The organism is Kribbella sp. NPDC054772, from assembly GCF_053611945.1.
The window spans coordinates 24,657-44,023 of the sequence record NZ_JBSHBJ010000041.1 but is presented as its reverse complement, the minus strand read 5'-3'; the positions used below and the strand labels follow the sequence as shown (position 1 = coordinate 44,023).

Here is a 19,367-nt window from a genome sequence, read left to right as displayed (position 1 = left end):
CCGCATGCAGCGGATGGATCTGGGCGAGGTCGAGTACGAGGTCGCCGCGAAGGAGATGCGCGGCTGGGTCGAGGAGCGGATCGAGGGTACGGCGGAGGATCGACTCTTTCTGCTCAGTCATCCACCGGTGATCACCTACGGACCGCGGACCTCGCCGGAGGATCTGCCGGCCGGCACTCCCGCGGTCGCGGTGGATCGTGGCGGCTTCGCGACGTACCACGGGCCGGGGCAGCTGGTCGGTTACCTGGTCGTCGACCTGCACCAGCGCGGACCGGTCGACATCGTGCGCTGGGTGGAGAACGGCCTGATCGATGCGCTCGGCACGCTCGGGTTCCCGCTGGTACGACGGGACACGCCGAAGGGCGCGAGCAGCCTGGTCGGGGTCTGGACCGAGGACGGGCGGAAGCTGTGCTCGATCGGGATGCGGATCCGGCGCGGCGTGACCAGCCACGGGTTCTCGGTGAACGTCGACCCGGACATGACCGTTTTCCACACCTTCACCAGTTGCGGGCTGCACGACGTGACGATGGTCTCGCTGGCCGAGCTGGCCGCCGAGCAGGGGCGGGCCACGCCCACCGACACCGACGTACGCGACGCCGTCGCGCGCAGCCTGGGAGCCCGATAGCCTGCCGCAATGAGCCAGGAGGACGACGACGAGCGGATGCCTGCGGATCTGGAGGCCGTTCTGGACGCCGCCGAGGAGGCGGAGGAGGAAGCCGGCCGGCACCGGTACGACGGTCCGCCGTTGCCGCCGGCGCTGATCCTGGTCGTCGTCGGTCTGCTCTGCGGGTTCGCGACCATCGCGCTGGTGTGGCTGAGTGAGCGCAGCTGCGAGCGGTTCCGGGACACCACGAACTGCGGCGCCCTCGGGCTCCCGCTGCTGGTGGTCATCGTGGTCGTGACGATGGTGCTCGGCGGGCTCGCGCTCGGCCGGCTGGCGATGCCGCACCCGCGGCTGATCCCGTTCCTCGGCGTCGCCTTCATGGTGGCGCTGGTGATCGCGTTCCTGACCGGCCACCTGGACTCGCCCTGGATCCTCGCCGTCGTCCCGGCGCTGACCGCCATCACCTTCCTGCTCGCCAATCTCGTCGCCCGACTGCTGGAGCGTGCCGATGCCTGACCTGCCCGTCTACGAGTGCCCGCGGACCGCCACCGCGCCGAGTCTCGACGGCACCCTGACCGACCCCGCCTGGGAGGTCGCGCCCTGGACGACCGGCTTCGTCCCGATCGCCGCCGGCCCGGCGCCACGGTTCCGGACCCGGGCGAAGCTGATGTACGACGACGAGTACCTGTACGTCGGCGGTCAGCTCGAGGAGCCGCACGTCTGGTCGACGATGACCGAGCACAACAGCAAGCTCTTCCACGAGAACAACTTCGAGCTGTTCCTGGACCCGGACGGCGACGGGCTGAACTACTACGAGTTCGAGATCAACCCGCTCGGCACGATCTGGGAGTTGACGCTGCCGAAGCCGTACGTCGACGGCGGCGTCCCGATCGACCCGACGAACCTGCCCGGGCTGCGGACCGCGATCCACGTCGACGGCACGGTCAACGACCCGTCCGACACCGACACCGGGTGGACGGTCGAAATCGCCGTACCGTGGGCCGATCTGGCGGCGTACAACCAGGGGCGCGCCACGCCGCCGAACGCGGGTGACGAGTGGCGGATGAACCTGATGCGGTGCGAGTGGCCGCACGAGGTGGTGGACGGAGCGTACGTGAAGGGTGAGCAGATCGAGTTCTGGGTCTGGTCGCCGCAGGGTGTCGAGGACATGCACCTGCCGGCCCACTGGGGCGTCCTGCGCTTCTGACGGGTTCCGACTGGTTCTGACGGCGAGTGACCCCTGTGACCTGGCGTTAACACGGCCGCGAGACAATAAGGCACGTGAACTTGGGGGGCTCCGGCGATCCACACGGTCTGGAGGCGGACCAGGTCGTCAGCGCGATCGAACGCGCGTGTGAGAGCGACCTGCGGACCGCCCTCCGGCTCGTTGCGCGGTACTCCGCGTACTGGTGGTCCCGCGGGCTCCAGGACGAGGCCGCGGCGGCGGCCGAGCGGGTGTTGAGCATGCTCGGTCGCACCGTCCCGGTCGGGCTCGACGAGGAGTACCTGCTCGCCGTGATCGACGGTGCCGCGTCAGCCGAGCAGGAGCAGATCGAGCTGGCCCAGCAGATCGTGCTGACCACGACCGGCCCGTTCCGGTACTCCGTGACGGTGCTGCTGTGGTCGTTCGTGTTCGGCCCGTTCGAGTCGGCCGAGGTGGTCGAGGACGTCCTGGAGCGGAATGAGAGCGGTGACGCCTGGACCCGCGCCGCCGTCGAGCTGATCCGCGGGTACCCGGGCCTGACGAACGCCGCCCCCGCTGACACGGTGCAGGCGCTGCGGACGGCGCTGGGCCGGTTCCGGATGCTCGAGGACCGGTGGGGCATGTTCCTCGCGCTGAGCGCGCTCCGGCACGTCGTCGACGAACCGCTGGACATCACCACGGAGGCGCTGCGGCTCGCGGAGCACCTGTGCCTCGTGGAGGAGACCGCACTCCTGCTGTGCGAGCGGGCCGAGTTCTACCGGCGCGCGGGCAAGCTGGAGGACGCCCAGGCGGACTACGCCCAGGCGCTGTCCATCGGCGAGCATGCCGAGCTGCTGGAGACCGTCGCCGCGGCTCGAATCGGTCTCGCACGGACCGCTCGGCACTCGGGCAACCTCCCGGCGGCCCGGTCGCACCTGTCGGTCGTGCTCACGATGAACGGGCTCGAGGACGCACACTTCGAGGCTCATCACGAGCTTGCGGCGCTGAACGCCTCCGAAGCCTCCGCCTGAGTCAGTGGGACGCGGGCACACCCCAGGGTGTGGCCGGGGGATATCCCCCGGCGAACTGTGGGGTCAGCCACATCGCGGCGGGCTGTGCGGCTGGTTAGAGTCGGGAACAACCAGGCCGGAGCCAGCACAGAACTGCAACGGAGCAGCTGATGGACATGACGTACGGGTCGCCGCAGGAAGCGGTGGCGGACATCGGGGACGGCGCCAGTCTCGCCGTCGGCGGTTTCGGGTTGTGCGGCAACCCGATGCAGCTGATCAGCGCGCTGCACGACAAGGGGGTGAGCGGGCTCAGCGTCGTGTCGAACAACTGCGGCGTCGACGACTGGGGCCTCGGCATCCTGCTCGCCGACAAGCGGATCGCGAAGATGACCTCGTCGTACGTCGGGGAGAACAAGGAGTTCGCCCGGCAGTTCCTCTCCGGCGAGCTCGAGGTCGAGCTGACCCCACAGGGCACGCTGGCCGAGAAGCTCCGGGCCGGCGGCTGCGGGATCGCCGCGTTCTACACGCTGGCCGGCGTCGGCACCCAGGTCGCGGACGGCGGGCTGCCGCAGAGGTACCACGAGGACGGCTCGGTCGCGAAGGCCTCGGAGCCCAAGGAAACCCGGGAGATCAACGGCACGACGTACGTGCTGGAGGACTCGATCACCACCGACTTCGGGCTGGTGCACGCGCTCAAGGGCGACACCCACGGGAACCTGGTCTTCGACCGCAGCGCGCGGAACTTCAACCCGCTGGCCGCGATGGCCGGCCGGGTGACGATCGCCTCGGTGGAGGAGCTGGTCCAGCCTGGTGAGCTGGACCCGGACGAGATCCACCTGCCGGGCGTCTACGTCCAGCGTGTCGTTGCTGTTGGCAAGGACATCGAGAAGCGGATCGAGAAGCGCACCGTTCAGCCCCGGAAGGACGCCTGAGATGCCGTTGACGCGTGAGCAGATGGCGGCCCGGGCCGCGGCGGAGCTCGAGGACGGGCAGTACGTGAACCTCGGGATCGGCCTGCCGACCCTGGTGCCGAACTACATCCCGGACGGCGTCACGGTCGTCCTGCAGTCCGAGAACGGCATCCTCGGCGTAGGGCCGTACCCGGTCGAAGGCGCCGAGGACCCGGACCTGATCAACGCCGGCAAGGAGACCGTCACGACGTTGCCGGGCGCCTCGTTCTTCGACTCGGCGCTGTCCTTCGGGATGATCCGCGGCGGCGCGATCGACGCGGCGATCCTGGGCGCCATGCAGGTCTCGGCCAAGGGCGACCTGTCGAACTGGATGATCCCCGGCAAGATGGTCAAGGGGATGGGCGGCGCGATGGACCTGGTGCACGGCGCGAAGAAGGTGATCGTGCTGATGGAGCACGTCGCCAAGGACGGCTCGCACAAGATCCTCGAGGAGTGCGACCTGCCCTACACCGGCCGCGGCGTGGTGAACCGGATCATCACCGACCTCGCCGTCCTGGACGTCACCGACGACGGGCTGCGCCTGGTCGAGCTCGCCGAGGGCGTCACCTTCGACGAGCTCCAGGAGAAGACCGGGGCCCCGATCAAGCAGTAATCACCCGTCGTCCGGGTCGTACGTCATCAGTTCTGGGGACGTGCCGGACCATGCTCTGCGGCGACGCTCGAACTCCCATCGAGTTCGAGGAGGCCGCACAGCATGGCGGACTACATCGGCTACGCACTGCGCATCGCACCGGCGGCCGGCAACTGCTCGCCGCCGGTGCTCACCGACGGGCCGTACGCGGAGAGCAAGGAGTACGTCCTGAGCTGCTCAGGGAACGAACACCGTCTCCGGCAGGGCGTGCCGCCAGAGGGCCGGGCGCGGGCGCTGCAGGAGATGCTGGTCGAAGAACGCCGGGATGTACGTACCCATCGCGCGCAGCACCCGGCCCGCGTCCGCCGTACCGATGGTGTTCGCGATCAGCTCCGGCGGGACGGTGAAGAACCGCTGGAACCACGGGATCAGGGCTTGGTAGTCGACGAAGCTGTAGTGCCGGCCGTTCGGCAGGTTGAGGTCGCGTTTCCAGCCTGACGAGTGCTCCCAGAACAGGTCCCAGGACGGTTCGACGTGATGATTGTGCGGACCCGGGCCGGTGGTACCGGAGCCCATCAGCAGGAACGGGCGGTCAGTCCCCCGGGCGACAGTCGGTGCGTCCGCCGGGTCGTCGTACCCATAGCCGAGCTCGGCGTCGATGTCGATCGCGGCGCGGACCCGCGGATCGGCGACCAGCAGGTCGATCGAGGTCAGACCGCCGGCCGAGTGACCGTACGAGCCGATCCGGCCGAGGTCGAGCAGCTTACCGAGGCCGGCCGGCAGGCGGCGCTGCTCAGCGTCCGGGTTCTCGCCGCGCGCCAGCACCGCGAGGCTGTCCAGAACGAACCGCAGATCGGCGTACCGCGCGTTGCGGGCGAGGAGCGCGTACGGCGCCGGTGGCAGCGTCTGTACCTCGAGCCGACCCCCGGGAAACTCGACACCGGCGACCTCGTACGTGTGGTCGACCGTGACGACGACGTACCCGCGACTGGCGAGCTCCGAGACGGTGATCGAGGCCAGCCCCCGCGGTACGCCGAAACCCGGCGAGAAGAGCACCACCGGACGGCGGCCTGGGAGGACCGGCGCGAGCAGGCCGGCGTGGCTCTTGGCGCCCGCCCAGTCGATGGTCCCCAGCGGCTGCTCGAGCGCGACAGCCGCCCCCTCGCCGTACACCTGGGCGGTCAGCGGCTGCAGGTACGGCGCGGGCTCGGTGGGCCGGCTCGCCGGGTACCAGATGCTGATCATCAACTCCCGCGCACGACCGGGCACGTACGGGTCGTCACGGCCGTGGTCGACGAGATGCAGCTCGGTCGTGCCGATCGGCAACGGACCGGTCGGCCGGGGAATGCGAATCGGAATCTGCGTACTCCGTGTAGTCGCCCAAGCGGTTTGCGTGAAAGGCGCGAGCAGCGTCGCACCTGCGGAGGCGATCAGAAGGCGTCGGGTGAGCATGGGTCGACTGTGCCCGGTTACTAACAGTGCGTTCAGCTTCCGAAAGACACCTGTGTTCCCTGGCGAAAGTCGGGTATGACGGGACCCGTGGAGTTGGATGTGCTGGTGATCGGTGGAGTGGGGATCGACACGATCGTGCGGGTGCCGAGCCTGCCGTTGGCGGATGTCGATACGGTCCCGGTCGAACCGATCGAGACGTACTTGGCGCACACCGGGCACGGTGTCGCGCTGGGTTGCCACCTGCTCGGGCTGAACGCCGGGCTGGTGGACGTGATCGGTCGCGACCCCGAGGGGATCCGGATTCAGCGGGAGTACCAGGAGTTGGGGATCCCGCTGCGGGTGGTGCTGCACCCGAGCGGGACCAGACGCTCGGTGAACCTGGTGAGTCCCGACGGGCGACGGCTGTCGATGTACGACGGGCGGCACCCGGCCGGTCTGCGCGTCGACCCGGGCCTGTGGCGGCCCGCGCTGCGGCGCGCCCAGCACGTGCACGTCTCGATCATGGACTTCGCCCGCGACGCACTCGGCGACGCGATCGCCGCGGACCGCTCGATCTCCACCGACCTGCACGACTGGGACGGGAAGAACGACCACCACAAGGACTTCGCGACCGCGTCGGACATCGTCTTCGTATCGACCAGCGCGCTGCCGCCCGATGCGGTCGACTGGATCCTCGCCAACGGCCGGGCCGAGGCCGTGGTCGCGATGGCCGGCGCCGACGGCAGCTACCTGCACGTCCGCGGCCAAGCAGTCCGGCACTTCCCGGCGATCGACTTCCCGGACCGCCCGGTCGTCGACACCAACGGCGCCGGTGACGCGTACGTCGCCGCGTTCCTGGCCCGCTACCTCGACGGCGCCCCGTGGCAGGACTCGGCCCTGGCCGGCACCGTCGCCGCGTCCTGGGCGTGCGGCTCCCCCGGGACTCACACGAACCTGATCACGGCCGAGGAGCTCGCTGTTCGAAGTAGAAAGCTCGGATGAAGCAGTCCCGCGGCTGACCGACGGCGAACAGCACGCAGTCGACGACCGAGTCCGCGGTCAGCTCGGCGCCCGTTTCCCGCGGGCCGTCCTGGACGAAGTCCGGCGGGAAGAGCGAGATCACCCGGATCCCCTCCGGGCGCAGGCGCTCGGACAGAATCTCGGCGTACCCGGCTTGCGCGTGCTTGGCGGCGTAGAACGCTGCGTGTGCCTCTGAGCGGTGCTGGCCGACCTCACCGGCCGCCGAGATCAGGTTGACGATGTCCGCGCGCTCGGACGCCCTGAGCAGCGGCAGGAGCCGCTCGGTGAGCAGCACGGTCCCGGTCGCGGCGCCGGCGATCGCATCCGTGATGTCGGCAGCCCTCGGCGAGTCACCCAGGTACTGCGCCCCGCTGTTCACCAGAACGTCGAGACGCTCGACCGGCAACCGCTCGATCGACGCCGGGTCGGCCAGGTCGAGTACGGCGGCAGTCGCGCGGCGACCCGCGGCTCGGATCAGTTCGACGGTTTCCTCGGCGGCGGACCGCTGACGCGCGGTCGCGAGCACGTCGGCGCCGCGAGCGGCGAAGGCGAGGGCGAGGCGGCGGCCGGTGTCGCGGCCGGCGCCGGTGACGAGGACGTTCCGTCCGGCGAAAGTCATGGGCGACAGGCAAGCACCTCAAGTCGCCTGGAGGTCAAGTGCGGGCCATCGGTGGGTGCAGGGTGGTGGCGGTGCCGCGGTGGAAGAGCTGGGCGGGACGGCCGCCGTCGCGAGTGGTCGTCGTACCGACCGGGGCGACGAAGTCCGGGGTCTTGGTGACCTTGCGATGGAAGTTCCGCGGGTCGAGCGGCGTACCCCAGACCGCTTCATAGACGCCGCGGAGCTCGGAGATCGTGAACTCCGGCGGGCAGAACGCGGTCGCGAGCGGTGAGTACTCGAGCTTCGCGCGGGCCCGCTCGACGCCGTCGGACAGGATCCGGTGATGGTCGAACGCCAGCCGGCCCGAATCCCGCAGTACCTCGGTGGCGTCGACCCAGCTCGCGGACGCGGCATCGGAGCCTGCGACCGGCGCGGGCAGGTCCGGGACCAGGGCGAGGTACGCCACGCTGACCACCCGGCCGCGCGGGTCGCGATCGGGAGCGCCGTACGTCGCGACCTGTTCGAGGTGCAGGCGGTCGGACGACAGGCCCGTCTCCTCGGCCAGCTCGCGCCGCGCGGTGGTCTCCAGATCCTCGCCGCCGCGCACGAACCCACCTGGCAGCGCCCAGCGGCCCTCGTACGGCGGGATGCCGCGGCGGATCAGCAGCACCTGGAGGCGACCGTCGCGGACGGTCAGGATGACCAGGTCGGTGGCCAGGCCGAGCGGCTCGAAGTCCATGCCACCACTCTAATCGTCACCTTGACGAGAAGTCATCCCGGGTCTTATCGTCATAGTGACGACAAGGAGATCGAAGAGATGGCAGACATCAGCCGGTTCCGCTTCATCAGCCACCCGCGGGCCAACCCGACCACCCACGTGCTGCACCTGCGCAACGGCCGGGTCGCGCACGACGGCGCCGGCCAGGCGTTCTGGTTCCGGGCCCTGAACTCGTCGCTGAGCGAGATCCCGATCGACGACCGCGAGCAGCCGCTGCTGTTCCACGGCCGGACGCAGGACTTCCAGGACGTGGCGGTCCAGGCGACCGTGACGTACCGCGTGACCGATCCCGCGCTGGCCGCCAGCCGGCTGGACTTCGGGATCGACCCGAACACCGGGCTGTGGCGGTCGACTCCACTGGAGCAACTCGGCGGGCTGCTGACCGAGCTGGCCCAGCAGACCGCGCTGGACCTGCTCGCCCGGATGACGCTCACCGAAGCGCTGTCCGAGGGCATGCCCGCGCTCCGCCAGGCGGTCGGCACCGGACTGCGGGAGGATCAGCGGCTGACCGGGCTCGGGATCGGCGTCGAGGACGTCCGGGTGGTCGCAGTACGGGCCGAGCGAGACGTCGAGAAGGCGCTGCAGACGCCGACGCGGGAGATGGTGCAGCAGGCGGCCGACAAGGCGACGTACGAGCGGCGGGCGCTGGCGGTCGAGCGGGAGCGGTCGATTGCGGAGAACGAGCTGCAGAACCAGATCGAGCTCGCGCGCCGCGAGGAGCAGCTGGTGAACCAGCGCGGTCAGAACGAGCGGATGCGGGCGACCGAGGCTGCTGCCGCGGGTCAGATCGAGACGCAAGCCGCCGCTGGACGGCAGCGCGCACTGGCCGAGGCGGAGGCGGACTCGAAGCGGGTGATCGGCGCGGCGGAGGCTGCGGCCGAGCACGCGCTGCTGGACGCGTACGCCGAGCTGGACCAGTCGACGATCCTCGCGCTAGCGATCAAGCAGGGCGCGCTGCCGGAGATCGGCACACTGAACGTGACGCCCGACCTGCTCACCCCACTGCTGGCCAAGCTCACCTCCGGGACCCCGTCGTGAGCCTCCCGCCGCGGGCGGTGATCGTGCACCGGGCGACCGAGCTGACCGAGCTCGTCGCCCGGCACGGGACCCGGCAGCAGGCCGGCTTCTTCCTCGCCGGGCGGGGCCGCGACCTGGCCGAGCTCGACGCGCGGCACCAGGCCCAGCAGGACGCGCTCGCCACGGTCTCCGCCGCGATCCCGCTGGACTGGCGGCGTACGGTTGCTGAGCGCAACGATCTCGACCGGTTCGGGTTCGGCCCGGAGGACGTGGTGATCGCGGTCGGCCAGGACGGGCTGGTCGCGAACGTCGCGAAGTACCTCGACGGACAGCCGGTGATCGGGATCAATCCCGAGCCGTCGCGCAATCCCGGCGTACTGGTGCCGCACGAACCGTCCGCGATCGCCGGCCTGTTGGCCACGCGGGACGTCGCCGAGCGCACGATGGTTGCCGCGAGCACCGATGACGGTCAGCAGCTGATCGCGCTGAACGAGGTGTACGTCGGTCACCACAGCCACCAGTCCGCGCGCTACCGGCTGAGCTCCCCCGACGGACTGCCCGAGCGGCAGTCGTCGTCCGGGATCCTGGTCGGCACCGGCACCGGATCGACCGGCTGGTGTCGCTCCGCCTGGCAGGAACGGCGGAGTCAGCTCGCCCTGCCCGGACCGACCGATCCGGTGTTGTGCTGGTTCGTCCGCGAGGCGTGGCCGTCACCGGCGACCGGGACCGACAACACCGAAGGGCTGCTCAAGGCGCCGGATTCACTGACGATCACCGCCGAGTCCGACCTGGTGGTCTTCGGCGACGGGATGGAGTCCGACACCCTGAGCATCGGCTGGGGTCAGCGGGTCGAGATCGGCGTCGCCGCGGTGACGTTGCGCTTGGTGGTCTGAATCGTCGCGTGCCAGGCGGAGTACAGCCGCCGGGCCGAGCCTCCGATCGGGCCGACCGCGTCGAACACCGCGCCGCGGCTGGCCGGCTTCGCCTTCTCGATCGCGGCGACGGCCTGCTCCGGGGTGTCGATCGTCGAGGAGCAGACACTGAGGATGTAGTCCGGCACCTGCAGCTTCGGGTCCACGCACCCGACCAGCGGTACGCCGACCGCCGCGACGATCGGGAACACCGTGCCCGGGATTCCGATCGCACACTCGACCGTCGCCGACTCCGGCACCGAACCGAGCGCGCTGATCTCGTACCGGTCCCACAACGTGCGGTCCTCCCGCGGGTGCAGACCGACCACGATGTGCTTGCCCGCCGCCTCCAGCTTCGCTGCCGCGTCGAGCAGCAGTTGCGTACCCGGCGCCGCGTTCCCGGTCTGGTCCGGGTGCGTCACGCTGGTCAGCACGAGCACCCGATCCTTCTGCGGCGCGTACTTCGGCAGGTTGTCTGTCTGCGCCGAACCCACCATCCGCACGTGCCGCTTCCACCCGAGGTACGTCGCGAACACGTCGGACTCGGCCGGCGACGCGGCCGTGACGAGCTCCAACCGCGACCGGAACTCCTTGGCCCGTGGTGCCTCCACCGGCTTCAGGTAGGCCAACGAGCTCGCCGCCATCGGCAACCGCTTCAGCGCTGCCGCCACATCGGCCGGCCACGCCTCGGCACCGTTCACCACCAGCAGATCGGCCCGCGGCACGTCGTTCAACGTCGCGACCGGCACCGGGTCGCCGGGCTTGATCTGCGTCAGGTCCGGAACGACCTGCACCAGCTCCCACCCGCGCCGCTGCGCCTCAGCCAGCAACGGCTGCGCGTGGTACGTCCCCCACGGCTCGTTGGTTGCCAACAGCACCCGAGTCCGCCGCGGCCGCGCCGCCACGGACAATCCCGGCGTCGCGGCGAGCCCGATCCCCAGAGCCCCGGCCTTCAACAGCGTACGTCGCGTCGTGATCATGCCCGCGAGGCTACGAAGCCTTCGTGAACAAACGTTAGATCTCCCTCGACGACTGGGGGTCAGCACAGGTTGTGGTGAGTTGAGACCCGGTATTTCAGGTGTTCACACACCATTTCCTGTCCCAGGACACCGGTTGTGGCGAGCCTCTGCTGCCAGGGGTTGACGCTACTCCGGCTATCGTCGGGGGCTCCGGGTCAGGCGAGAGGGGGTCGTTGTGGTCGATGCCTTCGCGGGACGGTTCGAGCTCATCGACCCGGTGGGTTCCGGCGGCAACAGCATGGTGTGGCGGGCCTGGGACCGACGGCTCGAACGGTTCTGCGCCGCGAAGGTGCTTCGGCAGCGCCATGCCGGAGCTCTGCTGCGGTTCGTTCGTGAGCAGCGGGTTCGACTGGATCACCCGCAAGTGCTGAGTCCTTACAGCTGGGCCGCCGAGGACGATCAGGCGTTACTGGCGATGGATCTGGTCGGCGGCGGTTCGGTGAGCAACCTGGTCGCCGACTTCGGTCCGTTGCCGCATCGCTATGCCGCCGGGCTGCTGGCGCAGTTGCTGGCCGCGCTCGACCATGTCCACGCGGCCGGTCTGGTCCACCGCGACGTCAAGCCGGCGAACCTCCTGCTGGAGGTCACCGGTACCGAAGAGCCAGTACTGCGTTTGAGCGACTTCGGCATCGCCTTGTCGCTGGGTGAACCACGTCTCACCCAGGACGGGGCGGTGGTCGGTACGCCGGGCTACGTCGCTCCCGAGGCGCTCGCCGGCGAGCCACCGTCCATCGGCCAGGACCTGTACGCCGCCGGCGTCACCGGCTGGCAACTCCTCACCGGCGAAGAGCCCCCGACCACCGGCCTCGACCTCAGCAGCCCTTCAGGCGTTGGCGGGCACGGCATCCTCTGGCGCGTTGTCGAAGACCTCGTCCAGCCCGAGGCCGCCGAGAGAACTCCGTCGGCAAAGGCCGCGCTGGCAGCGCTGGCACCGCTCCTGGCGGAACCACTGGAGCTCCCCGCCTTCACACCGGACGGCGAGACGATCGAGGTCTTCGACCACCTCCCGCCCCTCCCCACCCCGTGCGCCGCCCTCGTCACCCCCACGACCCCAAGACCCGAGTCGCCCGAATCCCCCGAGTCCCCCAAGCCACCCGAGTCATCCGCGCCACCAGCGCCGCCCGAGTCACCCAAGTCACCCAAGTCACCCGAGTCACCCAAGTCACCCGAGCCACCCGCGCCACTAGTGCCGCCCGAGTCGTCCGCGCCGCCCGAGGGCACCCGGACGCCGCGCAGGCGCCGTACCGCCGTGATGGCCGCGTCCGGTGTCGCACTGGCGGCGACGGCTGCTGTGGTCACCGCGCTGACTTTCAACGGGCAGCCGGCCGACGAGAACCGCCGGCCGACGACACTGTCGCCCGGACCGGAGACTGTCGGCAGCGCGACCGTCACGCCACCCACGAACACCGCCGTGAAACTGGGCGCAGTCTGCGGTTGGCAGGAAGCGGGCAATCTGGAAACGGCTGCTGACGGCACCCGGAGCGTGTGCCGTCAGCAAGGATCGTCCTATCGGTGGATCAAGGCCGGTTAGTCCAGCCAGGCCCGTTCGGGTACGTCGGCGGAACCGCGGGCTTCCGGCGGCGGAGGATCAGCGCCGCGACCACGATCGCCACCGCGAGTACCGCGACCGCACCGCCGATGATCCAGGGCATCGGCACGGTGGTCTCCGCGGCCGCCGGCTTGGCGTCGTCATCGCCCGATCCCTGAGCAGCCGGGGTGGCCGACTCGGACGGCGTCGGCTCGCTGGCGGACGGAGTGGCCGACGGCGTGCTCGGGGTCTCCTCGACCGAAGCGCCGTACTCCGGACCGGCGACCTTGTCTCCGGCGACCGCCAGGTCGATTCGCATCGGTACGCCGCCCGTCTGCTGCCCGCCGAACGGGGCGCCCAGCTTGACCACCACGTAGTACCAGCCGTCGATACTCGCCTTGCGGACCAGCGGGTCGCTCGCGGTGCGATTCAGGTACGCCGCCCGCGGTGTCCCGATCGCGGTGCCGCTGAGCGGCAGGATCTTCGTCACGCCGGTGTACGCCGTCGTGTCGAACTTGAGCTCCGACCGCACCGGATTGAACAGACCGGTCCTGATGTTGGTGGTTTCCGCGTCCGGCGCACCGCCGAAGGTGACCCGGTAGGCCAGCCCCTGCCCCCATTCGAGCTTCACGCGATAGAACAGCTCTTCGCCGTTGTAGATCGTCTCGCCGTACCGGCCGGACCCCGCCAAGGTCGTTGCCTCGTTGAAGGAACCGCCGCCGTGCACCGGCCGAACCGCGCCGGCCGGCTCCTTCGCGAACTGGACGAGAGCGGCCGTGGTGGGCTCACCGCGGTTTCCCGTCACCGGCGGCTCGATCCGCAGCTGAAGCTCCAGCGGCACGCGGTCCACACCGTCCTTGGCGTCCCGGGTGACCCGGAAGACGTACTTGCCGGGAACGCTGCACCCCTTGGGCTTCGTCGAACCGGACACCGTGCCGTCCCAGGTGAGCACCGACGTCAGCGCACCGCCGTCGCTCTTCGCCCGGGTGTGCAACTGGCGATCGCGGAAGAAGCAGTCCGCCCCGCCCGGTCCGGTGATCTTGATGTCGAGGGCCTCGACGTCGCGCGGGTTGCCGCGCGGGAACACTGCCGTCGCGGCGAAGTACGCCGTGTCACCGGCCTTCAGATCGGCCGCGTAGAAGCGCTCCTCGACCGGATTCAGTGTGTCCAGGTACTGCCCGGGCACCACCGTCGGCGCGGTGAACGGATCGGCGGTGCCGGTGATCGGCTGCCCGGTCGGCTCGTAGTGTCGCAGCGCCCGGTCGGTCACCCGGCCCAGCACGCCGAGCAGTGAGTCCGCATCGGCCGCGTCGTGGTACGTCCCACCCGTGTTCTGCGCGATGCAGGCGAGTTGAGCGCGCGCCTTCGCGTCGACCCGGAAGCCGATCGCGTGCACGTGCAGGTCGACGCCCTGCTTGTGGAGCTCCTTGGCCACCGCGCACGGCTGCGGCGGCGCGCAGGTGTCCTCGCCGTCGGAGACCAGCACGATCGAGCGCTGCCCCTCCTTCGGCAACTGGGCGGCCGCGACGCGCAGCGCCTGGCCGATGGGCGTGTAGCCGCTGGCCTTCGCCGCGCTCACCGCGCTCTTGAGGGCGACCTTGTCGACCGCCTTCACCGGCTGGACGACCTTCACGTCGCGACAGCCCGCGGCCTTCTCGGCGCCGCTCGATCCGGTCCCCGCGCCGTAGATCGCGAGACCGACCGGCGCCTGGGCCGGCAGTCCGTCGATCATCGACCCGACAGCGCGCTTGGCGGCGTCCATCCGGGAACTGGTCCCGCCGACATCCTTCGCGGTCATCGAGCCGGACGAGTCGAGCACGACCATGACCGGCGACAACTCGCCCTCGGCGGCGGCCGTCGAGGCGTTTCCGAACGCGAACGTCAGCGTCAGGACGGGCAACGCTGCCAGGGCGGCGAGGCGTCGTATCATGGCGTCTCCAGAGGTTTCAGGGGAGCGAACATGGAGAAACCTACCGTTTGCATTTGCAATTTGCAAACAGAAATCGAGGTGATTCTGTGAACGACCTGTACGACCGGAACCTGAAGCTGCAGCTCGAGTGGTACGGCGAGCCCCTCGGTGAGCGGTTCCGCCGGTTACTCGATCTTCTCAACCTCTCCCAGGCCCAGTTCGCCGGCTTGCTGGGCCTGTCCGCGCCGATGCTGTCGCAGTTGATGTCCGGACAGCGCGCCAAGATCAGCAACCCAGCCGTCCTGTCCCGCCTGCTCCAACTGGAAGCGACGGTGAACGATCCCGGCTGGAGTCGCCTGCCGCCCGCCGAGCAGGCCCGCAGACTCGACGAGATTCGTGGCGCTCAACGATCGACCCTCACCGTCGACCACGGCACAGGGCCCGCGGCTGCACCAGCGGTCGCCCCGGACCCCGTCGCAGCCATTCAGTCCCTGCTGCGCGACATCGCCTCCGCAAGCGATCTCCAAGGAGCATCCGAACTCCTGGACGCCGACTACCCCGAGCTGGCCGAGGCGCTACGCGTCCTGGGTGCCGGCCGCACCCAGGACGCCCGCGCCTACTACGCCAGGATCACCGGCCGACGCTGACAGCGACAGTCGGACGTCAGCCGCCGTTGAGCGGGTCGTACGCGGGAGCGAAGCGGAAGTAGTCCCAGTTGGTGAAGGTGGTGGGCGCCTTGCCGAGGGACTTGATCACGGTGGCGCCACCGTTCGCGTGGCCGACGGCGTACAGGTAGCCGTTGTGGGTGTCCCTGTCGATGCCGAGCAGGAGCGACCCGGTCCGGCCGCATGGCGCCGCGACCAGTTGCTCGAAGATCTGCCAGCTGGACGTCCGCACCGGCGTGATGATCGGCTTCAGCGGCACACTCGCCGGGATCTTCACCGTGTACAGCCCACCGGCGCGGTTGTTCGCCAGGAACATGTCGTACGTCGGGGTCGTGGCGATCAGCGCGAACGACTTCATCGTGCTCATCCCGGTCACGTACCCGGTGTTCCGGAATCCCTTCCCGACATCGGTCCAGCGCCCGAACTTCCCGTACATGTCCTGCGAGTACAGCGTCGTCCGGGTCGGCTTGCTGCTCGCGGACGCCTTGTACTGCGACTGGATCAGGAACCGGCCGCCCCACCCGTTGCCGATCCGCCGGAACACCGGCGTACCGACGACTTTGCCGTCCGGCCCGATGGTGTACGAGCTCTCCATCAGGTAACCCGAACCCCAGACCACCTTGCCGGTCCGCGTCGTCCGCCCGTTGCCGGCCGGCGTCGCGGTGAACGCCGTCGGGTTAGTGACGGCGTACGGCGACTGGTAGACGTTCGGCGTGTTGAGCACCGGACTCGTGGTCGGTGGTGACGTCGCCGACAGGACGCGACTGTTGACACCCCAGCTGTCGGAGAACGAACCGAGCCCGAGCGCACATGCCGCGGCGACGGCCGTGGGCGAGTTGACTGCTGTGGGTGCTGCGGCGGCCGGCTGCGGCGCCGGACCCACCGCGAGGGTGAGTCCGGCGGCAGCGGCCAGACCGATGGCCTGACGGAACATCGAGAACCTCATTCCCCGTTGGCTGTGTCGTACACCGGGATCGGCACCCAGCGGAAGTCGACCGGGTCCCCGTACGTGCCCGGCACCTCACCGCGCGACTGGATCACCGTGGACAGGCCGTTGGCGTGCCCGATGGCGTACAGGTAGCCCTTCTTGGTGTCCTTGTCGATCGCGAACAGCAGCGTGCCGTATTGGCCGCAGCCCATCGCGGACAGCGTCTCGAAGCCCTGCCAGGTGCGGGTCCGGACCTGCTTCACGACCGGCTTCGCCGACGCCGCGGCCGGGATCCGGATCGTGTAGAGCGCACCGCCCTTGGTGTTCGCCAGGAAGGTGTCGTACGTCGGCGTCTTCGCGATCAGCGTCATCGTCTTGACGGCCGAGAAGCCGGGGTACGAACCGGATGCCTTCCAGCCCTTACTGCCGGTGTTCCAGCGGAACAGCACCCCGTCGTTGCGCAGCGCGTACGCCGCCGAGCGGTAGACCTTGGGCTTGCCGTTGTCCGGGCTCTCGTAGTCCGAGGTCTCGAGGTAGGTGAAGCTGCCCCAGCCGCCGCCGACCCGGCTCAGACTCCGGTTGTCGATGGTGCCGTCCTCGTAGCCCTGGTAGTAGCTGTAGTACAGCGCGTCGCCGATCACGACGTACCCGGAGCGGTCGGTGCCGGAGATGTCCGGCTCGGTGGTCTGCCGGGCGCTCAACCGGACCTGGCCGGGCTTGTACACGCCGGCGGTGCTCCAGTCGTCCGGCACCGTCGGCGGAGTGGTGGCGGTCGGGTCCGCGAAGCGATGCGCTCCCGCGGCGGTGACCCCGCCGTTCCACACGAAGCAGGCGGCGGCCTGCGCGGCCGTGATCTTCTTGCTGGTCCCGGGCACCGTGGCCCCCGGCTTGGTCGGGTCGGGCTTGGCCGCCCCCTGGGCGTGCGCGGCCGCAGGCAGCAGCGCGGTCAGTGCGAGGACGGCGCTTCCGGCAAGGGCGGTGAGTCGTAGGTTCATGTCGGCCCCCTTTCAGAACTCTTGATACGGGGCGGACACGGAAAGTTGCGAGTGAAGTATTACCCGTGCACTTCACGAAAGTGAGCGGGCGAGTGAGTTCTGTGTACAAAATAGTCGTTCACCTACCGCCCTAGGGGAGACACGTATGCGCACAACTCGGTTACGGGCCGGGCTCACGCTCCTGGCCGCCGCCGTCCTGGCGCCGGCCGCCACCCTGACAGCCACCGCGGGCCCGACCGCCGGCCCGCCTCAGAAACCGTTCGTCCAGGGCACCACCACAGTGCCGGCGTACGACTATGACAACGCGATCCACGAGAAGGTGCAGGTCGACGTACCGAAGCTGGACGGGGACGCGAACGGTGTCACCGACCAGGTCACGGTCGACATCATCCGGCCGGGTGAGGCAGCCCAGGCCGGCATCGACGTCCCGGTGATCATCCAGGCCTCGCCGTACTACGCGAGCGATCCGGCGAGCTCCTTCGACGGGGCCGGGGTCCGACAGGTGTACGGGAGCTGGCTGGACAACTACTTCGTCCCACGCGGGTACGCCGTCGCGTTCGTGGACATGCCCGGGACCTTCCGCTCCACCGGGTGCAGCGACGTCGGCGCAAACCTCGAGGTGCTCGGCACGAAGGCGGTCGTCGACTGGCTGAACAACCGAACCGCCGGACACACGCCGGACGGCAGCCCGGCGAAGGCCGACTGGTCCACCGGCAAGACCGGCATGATCGGCGTGTCCTGGAACGGGACGATCGCGAACTCGGTCGCCAGTACGGGCGTCCGCGGGCTGGAGACGATCGTGCCGATCGCCGCGATCTCCAGCTGGTACGACTACACCCGCGGCTTCGGCGTGCCGTTCTACGACGAGTACATGGGCTTCCTGCACGACTACGTCAGCAACGACGCGTCACCGCGCTGCGTCGCGCTGACCGACGAGATCGAGAAGGCCTCGGACACCCCGACCGGTTCGTACAGCAGTTGGTGGAATCCCCGGAACTACCGCCTCGACGCCTCGAAGGTCCGGGCGAGTGTGTACGTCGTGCACGGTCTGGGCGACGAGAACGTCAAGACCCGGCAGTTCGGCGAGTGGTGGGACGAGCTCGCGAAACGAGACGTGCCGCGGAAGATCTTCCTGCACCAGGGCGTGCACCTGGACGGGTTCAGCTTCCGCGACGAGTGGGTGAACAAGCTGCACCCGTGGTTCGACTACTGGCTGCAGGGTCTGGACAACGACGTGATGAAGACGCCGCAGGCAACGATCCAGCGGGAGGACGGGTCGTTCGTGGACGAGGCGCGCTGGCCGGCCGCGGGTGCTCGGCAGACGACGCTGAAGCTGAGCAAGGCGTCCGGCGCGAAGGCCGGTGGGTTGTCGATCGCGGCCGCGTCGAGCGACCCGATCAGCTTCACCGGTACGTCGAAGGAGTCCGAGGACACCGTCGTACTCGACCCGACGACACCGCGATCCGATCGGGCCGTGTTCCTGAGTGATGCGTTGTCGAAGGCGGTCCGGGTGAGCGGTACCGGGAAGGTGTCGGTCCGGGTCAAGGTCGACAAGATTGCCGCAGGCATCAAAGCCCGGCTGGTCGACTACGGTACGGCGAACCGGTACGCGAACGTCACCAACGTGCCGGACACGCGGGTGTGCTGGGGTGACGGGAACGCGCTCGACACCGGGTGCTACGCGAAGACCCAGATCAACACCGCGGTCTCCGACACGTCCGTCGCCGTACGGACACTGGCGGATGTCGGGCACTACAAATCCCTGTACACCAAGGAATCGCTGCGATCGGATCGTTGGTACGACCTATCGTTCGAGCTGAACGCGGACGACGTGGTGTTCGCCGCCGGCCACCGCCTGGGCCTCGTCCTCACGGTCGAGCCCGACAACCCGTCGGTCCCGTTCACGGGCGCGACGATCACCCTCGACCCAACCCGCTCGTCACTAACACTTCCGCTGACGGGCTACACAGCAGCACTACAAACCGCTGAGGCACCTCAGTCGCGGATCGCGGCGAACCGGTTGGCCCAGCCGGAGCCGGAGAAGAACCCGGTCGAGTTGATGAAGCAGATGGTCGAAGCGTCTAGGTAATTGGGAGTTGGGGGGGGTGGTGGGGTCCGGGACAACCCCCCACCACCACAGTCACACGGCCCGCCCACGGGTGGGGCGGCGGGTTCGCCGGTGTGTGCTGTTTCGGCGGGGCGGGCCCCGCGGGGGTGTGGGCGGGGGGT

19 protein-coding genes are annotated in these 19,367 nt (G+C 69.4%); 12 read left to right on the top strand and 7 right to left on the bottom strand.

From position 1 onward, the window contains the following. Nucleotides 1-4 precede the first annotated feature (4 nt). The 6 genes from lipB (at nucleotide 5) to ACWGID_RS37170 (ending at nucleotide 4,360) form a co-directional block, all read left to right on the top strand. Nucleotides 5-625, top strand: coding sequence for a lipoyl(octanoyl) transferase LipB (lipB, locus tag ACWGID_RS37195; protein ID WP_452204061.1), 621 nt, complete (start codon nucleotides 5-7; stop codon nucleotides 623-625). A gap of 9 nt (nucleotides 626-634) precedes the next feature. Further along, nucleotides 635-1,120 carry a hypothetical protein gene (locus ACWGID_RS37190; RefSeq protein ID WP_452204060.1) on the top strand — a complete coding sequence of 162 codons (486 nt, stop codon included), beginning with the start codon at nucleotides 635-637 and terminating at the stop codon, nucleotides 1,118-1,120. Further along, entirely contained in the window at nucleotides 1,113-1,811 is a 699-nt protein-coding gene (locus ACWGID_RS37185; RefSeq protein ID WP_452204059.1) for a carbohydrate-binding family 9-like protein, read from the top strand. Before ACWGID_RS37190 ends, ACWGID_RS37185 begins: the two co-directional genes overlap by 8 nt. A 74-nt stretch (nucleotides 1,812-1,885) precedes the next feature. Further along, nucleotides 1,886-2,818, top strand: coding sequence for a tetratricopeptide repeat protein (locus ACWGID_RS37180; RefSeq protein ID WP_452204058.1), 933 nt, complete (start codon nucleotides 1,886-1,888; stop codon nucleotides 2,816-2,818). A 149-nt stretch (nucleotides 2,819-2,967) separates the two neighbouring features. Continuing rightward, complete coding sequence (locus ACWGID_RS37175) at nucleotides 2,968-3,729, top strand: CoA transferase subunit A (RefSeq protein ID WP_452204057.1); 762 nt, start codon at nucleotides 2,968-2,970, stop codon at nucleotides 3,727-3,729. A gap of 1 nt (nucleotide 3,730) precedes the next feature. Next, nucleotides 3,731-4,360: a CoA transferase subunit B gene (locus tag ACWGID_RS37170; RefSeq protein ID WP_452204056.1), complete on the top strand. Its 630-nt coding sequence runs from the start codon at nucleotides 3,731-3,733 to the stop codon at nucleotides 4,358-4,360. Nucleotides 4,361-4,576: 216 nt separating this feature from the next. On the opposite strand, the gene ACWGID_RS37165 is transcribed toward ACWGID_RS37170, so the two are convergent. Next, the gene (locus ACWGID_RS37165) at nucleotides 4,577-5,791 is read right to left on the bottom strand and encodes an alpha/beta hydrolase family protein (protein ID WP_452204055.1); all 1,215 of its coding nucleotides are present in this window, start codon (nucleotides 5,789-5,791) and stop codon (nucleotides 4,577-4,579) included. A 75-nt stretch (nucleotides 5,792-5,866) separates the two neighbouring features. On the opposite strand from ACWGID_RS37165, the gene ACWGID_RS37160 reads away from it, so the two are divergent. Continuing rightward, nucleotides 5,867-6,772, top strand: coding sequence for a carbohydrate kinase family protein (locus ACWGID_RS37160; RefSeq protein WP_452204054.1), 906 nt, complete (start codon nucleotides 5,867-5,869; stop codon nucleotides 6,770-6,772). Here ACWGID_RS37160 and ACWGID_RS37155 read toward each other — a convergent pair. Further along, nucleotides 6,729-7,409, bottom strand: a complete 681-nt coding sequence (locus ACWGID_RS37155) for an SDR family NAD(P)-dependent oxidoreductase (RefSeq protein ID WP_452204053.1) — start codon at nucleotides 7,407-7,409, stop codon at nucleotides 6,729-6,731. The genes ACWGID_RS37160 and ACWGID_RS37155 overlap by 44 nt on opposite strands. Nucleotides 7,410-7,443: 34 nt before the next feature. Beyond that, entirely contained in the window at nucleotides 7,444-8,127 is a 684-nt protein-coding gene (locus tag ACWGID_RS37150) for an NUDIX hydrolase (protein WP_452204052.1), read from the bottom strand. A 78-nt stretch (nucleotides 8,128-8,205) separates the two neighbouring features. Between ACWGID_RS37150 and ACWGID_RS37145 the strand changes: the two genes are divergently transcribed. Next, entirely contained in the window at nucleotides 8,206-9,204 is a 999-nt protein-coding gene (locus ACWGID_RS37145; protein WP_452204051.1) for an SPFH domain-containing protein, read from the top strand. Next, the gene (locus ACWGID_RS37140) at nucleotides 9,201-10,076 is read left to right on the top strand and encodes a hypothetical protein (RefSeq protein WP_452204050.1); all 876 of its coding nucleotides are present in this window, start codon (nucleotides 9,201-9,203) and stop codon (nucleotides 10,074-10,076) included. The genes ACWGID_RS37145 and ACWGID_RS37140 overlap by 4 nt, the downstream gene beginning before the upstream one ends. Here ACWGID_RS37140 and ACWGID_RS37135 read toward each other — a convergent pair. Further along, the gene (locus ACWGID_RS37135; protein ID WP_452204049.1) at nucleotides 10,025-11,074 is read right to left on the bottom strand and encodes a hypothetical protein; all 1,050 of its coding nucleotides are present in this window, start codon (nucleotides 11,072-11,074) and stop codon (nucleotides 10,025-10,027) included. The two genes, ACWGID_RS37140 and ACWGID_RS37135, sit on opposite strands and share 52 nt — an antisense overlap. A gap of 214 nt (nucleotides 11,075-11,288) precedes the next feature. Here ACWGID_RS37135 and ACWGID_RS37130 point away from each other — a divergent pair, with 214 nt between their 5' ends. Beyond that, a complete protein-coding gene (locus tag ACWGID_RS37130; RefSeq protein ID WP_452204048.1) occupies nucleotides 11,289-12,644 on the top strand; it encodes a serine/threonine-protein kinase in 1,356 nt (451 codons plus the stop codon). Here ACWGID_RS37130 and ACWGID_RS37125 read toward each other — a convergent pair. Continuing rightward, nucleotides 12,631-14,571, bottom strand: coding sequence for a vWA domain-containing protein (locus ACWGID_RS37125; protein ID WP_452204047.1), 1,941 nt, complete (start codon nucleotides 14,569-14,571; stop codon nucleotides 12,631-12,633). The two genes, ACWGID_RS37130 and ACWGID_RS37125, sit on opposite strands and share 14 nt — an antisense overlap. An 86-nt stretch (nucleotides 14,572-14,657) precedes the next feature. Between ACWGID_RS37125 and ACWGID_RS37120 the strand changes: the two genes are divergently transcribed. Further along, complete coding sequence (locus ACWGID_RS37120) at nucleotides 14,658-15,197, top strand: helix-turn-helix domain-containing protein (RefSeq protein WP_452204046.1); 540 nt, start codon at nucleotides 14,658-14,660, stop codon at nucleotides 15,195-15,197. A 16-nt stretch (nucleotides 15,198-15,213) separates the two neighbouring features. Here the strand turns inward: ACWGID_RS37120 and ACWGID_RS37115 are convergent, their stop codons facing one another. Both ACWGID_RS37115 and ACWGID_RS37110 read right to left on the bottom strand, forming a co-directional pair. After that, nucleotides 15,214-16,149, bottom strand: a complete 936-nt coding sequence (locus tag ACWGID_RS37115) for a hypothetical protein (RefSeq protein ID WP_452204045.1) — start codon at nucleotides 16,147-16,149, stop codon at nucleotides 15,214-15,216. Between the two features lie 8 nt (nucleotides 16,150-16,157). Next, a complete protein-coding gene (locus ACWGID_RS37110) occupies nucleotides 16,158-17,138 on the bottom strand; it encodes a hypothetical protein (protein WP_452204044.1) in 981 nt (326 codons plus the stop codon). Between the two features lie 145 nt (nucleotides 17,139-17,283). Here ACWGID_RS37110 and ACWGID_RS37105 point away from each other — a divergent pair, with 145 nt between their 5' ends. Next, nucleotides 17,284-19,227: a CocE/NonD family hydrolase gene (locus tag ACWGID_RS37105; RefSeq protein ID WP_452204043.1), complete on the top strand. Its 1,944-nt coding sequence runs from the start codon at nucleotides 17,284-17,286 to the stop codon at nucleotides 19,225-19,227. Nucleotides 19,228-19,367 lie beyond the last annotated feature (140 nt).

Coding starts and splice junctions, on each gene's coding strand:
- ACWGID_RS37125 (WP_452204047.1), bottom strand. CDS start 14,571: ATGATACGACGCCTCGCCGCCCTGGCAGCGTTGCCCGTCCTGACGCTG.
- ACWGID_RS37190 (WP_452204060.1), top strand. CDS start 635: ATGAGCCAGGAGGACGACGACGAGCGGATGCCTGCGGATCTGGAGGCC.
- ACWGID_RS37160 (WP_452204054.1), top strand. CDS start 5,867: ATGACGGGACCCGTGGAGTTGGATGTGCTGGTGATCGGTGGAGTGGGG.
- lipB (WP_452204061.1), top strand. CDS start 5: ATGCAGCGGATGGATCTGGGCGAGGTCGAGTACGAGGTCGCCGCGAAG.
- ACWGID_RS37185 (WP_452204059.1), top strand. CDS start 1,113: ATGCCTGACCTGCCCGTCTACGAGTGCCCGCGGACCGCCACCGCGCCG.
- ACWGID_RS37145 (WP_452204051.1), top strand. CDS start 8,206: ATGGCAGACATCAGCCGGTTCCGCTTCATCAGCCACCCGCGGGCCAAC.
- ACWGID_RS37115 (WP_452204045.1), bottom strand. CDS start 16,149: ATGTTCCGTCAGGCCATCGGTCTGGCCGCTGCCGCCGGACTCACCCTC.
- ACWGID_RS37135 (WP_452204049.1), bottom strand. CDS start 11,074: ATGATCACGACGCGACGTACGCTGTTGAAGGCCGGGGCTCTGGGGATC.
- ACWGID_RS37155 (WP_452204053.1), bottom strand. CDS start 7,409: ATGACTTTCGCCGGACGGAACGTCCTCGTCACCGGCGCCGGCCGCGAC.
- ACWGID_RS37165 (WP_452204055.1), bottom strand. CDS start 5,791: ATGCTCACCCGACGCCTTCTGATCGCCTCCGCAGGTGCGACGCTGCTC.
- ACWGID_RS37150 (WP_452204052.1), bottom strand. CDS start 8,127: ATGGACTTCGAGCCGCTCGGCCTGGCCACCGACCTGGTCATCCTGACC.
- ACWGID_RS37110 (WP_452204044.1), bottom strand. CDS start 17,138: ATGAACCTACGACTCACCGCCCTTGCCGGAAGCGCCGTCCTCGCACTG.
- ACWGID_RS37175 (WP_452204057.1), top strand. CDS start 2,968: ATGGACATGACGTACGGGTCGCCGCAGGAAGCGGTGGCGGACATCGGG.
- ACWGID_RS37105 (WP_452204043.1), top strand. CDS start 17,284: ATGCGCACAACTCGGTTACGGGCCGGGCTCACGCTCCTGGCCGCCGCC.
- ACWGID_RS37170 (WP_452204056.1), top strand. CDS start 3,731: ATGCCGTTGACGCGTGAGCAGATGGCGGCCCGGGCCGCGGCGGAGCTC.